The 2,193-nt window shown below is 64.7% G+C and carries 3 protein-coding genes; 1 reads left to right on the top strand and 2 read right to left on the bottom strand.

Annotated elements, in window-relative coordinates; genetic code table 11:
- Positions 1-13: 13 nt before the first annotated feature.
- Positions 14-886 (bottom strand): aldo/keto reductase family oxidoreductase, encoded by an 873-nt coding sequence (locus EOD07_RS31635; protein ID WP_127238065.1) that lies wholly within the window; start codon positions 884-886, stop codon positions 14-16.
- Positions 887-981: 95 nt separating this feature from the next.
- Here EOD07_RS31635 and EOD07_RS31640 point away from each other — a divergent pair, with 95 nt between their 5' ends.
- A complete protein-coding gene (locus tag EOD07_RS31640) occupies positions 982-1,890 on the top strand; it encodes a LysR family transcriptional regulator (RefSeq protein WP_127238066.1) in 909 nt (302 codons plus the stop codon).
- A 123-nt stretch (positions 1,891-2,013) separates the two neighbouring features.
- On the opposite strand, the gene rpsI is transcribed toward EOD07_RS31640, so the two are convergent.
- The coding region (gene rpsI, locus EOD07_RS31645) for a 30S ribosomal protein S9 (RefSeq protein WP_127238067.1) at positions 2,014-2,193 on the bottom strand (180 nt) is incomplete at its 5' end.

The raw sequence follows: 2,193 nt of genomic DNA on the forward strand, positions 1-2,193 counted from the left end.
GTGCTGCGCCGACCTAAGCGGCCTTCGCCACGCCCTCCAACTCCCGCAGCACATCCGACGACAGCTCCAGCTCGGCCGCAGCGAGATTCTCCCGCAGATGCCCGACCGACGAGGTGCCCGGGATCAAGAGGATGTTGGGTGAACGTTGCAGCAGCCACGCTAGCGCCACCTGCATCGGCGTCGCGCCAAGCCGTTCCGCGACCCCCGAGAGAGTCGAGGACTGCAACGGGCTGAATCCACCGAGCGGGAAGAACGGCACATAGGCGATGCCGTCGCGAGCCAGTTCGTCGATGAGGGCGTCGTCGTCGCGATGCGCCAGATTGTACTGGTTCTGCACGCAGACGATCTCGCAGATCTTGCGGCCTTCCGCGATCTGCGCTCGGGTGACGTTGCTCAAGCCGATATGGCGCACCAGGCCCCTGCGCTGAAGCTCGGCGAGCTTGGTGACTTGCGCCTCGATGGAGCCCTCCGCCGGGCCGTGCACCCCGAACATGATGCGCAGATTGACGACATCCATCACCTCGAGGCCAAGGTTGCGAAGATTGTCTTGCACGGCCTGTTCGAGCTCATCGGCTGTGAAGGCCGGCAGCCAGGAGGCGTCTTCGCCACGACGGGCGCCGATCTTGGTGACGATGGTAAGGTCGTCAGGGTAGGGCGATAGCGCCTCGCGGATCAGCTTGTTGGTGACGTACGGACCATAATAGTCGCTGGTGTCGATATGGTTCACGCCTTGCGCTATCGCCTCGCGCAGCACGGCAATCGCCGCGTCATGGTCTTTCGGCGGCCCGAACACGCCTTTGCCGGCTAGCTGCATGGCGCCGTAGCCGAGACGTCGGACCGAGCGGTCGCCCAGTTTGTAGGTGCCGGATTTGTTTACGCTGGACATCGTGGTTCTCCTTCGCTGTCGACGACGGAGATAGGTCATGGCCGCTGTCCCGATAACCAGGTATAACCAGCACGACTTGTGCGGAATTAAGAACAATGGCGACAGATCTCAACGATCTCAATGCGTTCATGGCCGTGGCGCGCGCCGGCGGCTTTCGCGAGGGCGCCCGCGCCACGGCGGGCAGCGCGTCAGCGCTCAGTGAAGCCATCCGCCGACTGGAAACCCAACTCGGTGTCAGGCTCTTCAACCGCACCACGCGCAGCGTCGCTTTGACCGAGGCTGGCGCCGGCCTGCTGGCGCGGCTCGGCCCTGCGCTGGGCGAGGTGGAGGCGGCGCTCGATGTGGTGAACGGCTTTCGCGACCGGCCAGCCGGAACCTTGCGGCTCAACGTGCCGATAAGCGCGTCGCGGCTGGTGCTACCAAGAATCGTTCCGGGATTTCTGGCGGCCTATCCTGCCATTCGCCTGGAGGTGATTGCCGAGGAGAACTTTATCGATCTGCTGGTGGCCGGCTGCGATGCCGGCATCCGTTATGACGAGCGGCTGGAGCAGGACATGATCGCCGTGCCGATCGGGCCGCGTACGCAGCGCTTCACCACCTCCGCCGCGCCGGCCTACCTTGAGCGTCACGGTCGGCCGCGGCATCCCCGTGATCTGCTCGGTCATGCCTGCGTGCGCGGCCGCTTCCCGAGCGGGGTCATGACGCCCTGGGAGTTCGAGCGGGATGGCGAGGTGGTGCGGGTCGATACCACGGGACCATTGGTCGTCAGCATCGGTGGCGGCGTTGATCTCGCTATCGATGCGGCGATCGCCGGCGTCGGCATTCTCTGGCTGTTCGAAGACTGGGTGCGCCCGCATTTCGAGAGCGGCGTGCTGGAACCTGTGCTGGAGCCGTGGTGGCAAAGCTTCTCGGGGCCGTTTCTCTACTATCCCGGGCGCCGCCTGGTGCCGGCGCCGCTGCGCGCCTTCATCGACTACATCAAATCGCCGGCTGGGCACTGGTAAGGGAAACAAAAAAGGCCGCGCGGAGGCGGCCTTTCGAAAGCTTGGATCCCGTAACGCTTAGCGCTTCGAGAACTTGGCTCCAAGCGCTTCTTAGCGCTTGGAGAACTTGGCCCCAAGCGCTTCTTAGCGCTTGGAGAACTGGAAAGAGCGGCGGGCCTTCGCCTTGCCGTACTTCTTGCGCTCGACCACGCGGCTGTCGCGGGTCAGGAAGCCGCCCTTCTTGAGCACCGAGCGCAAGCCCGGCTCGTAGTAGGTCAGCGCCTTGGAGATGCCGTGACGCACGGCACCCGCCTGACCCGAGAG

Source organism: Mesorhizobium sp. M2C.T.Ca.TU.002.02.1.1 (assembly GCF_003997225.1).

Excerpts from the sequence above, each read along its gene's own strand:
- EOD07_RS31635 (WP_127238065.1), bottom strand. The coding sequence starts at position 886 with ATGTCCAGCGTAAACAAATCCGGCACCTACAAACTGGGCGACCGCTCG.
- EOD07_RS31640 (WP_127238066.1), top strand. The coding sequence starts at position 982 with ATGGCGACAGATCTCAACGATCTCAATGCGTTCATGGCCGTGGCGCGC.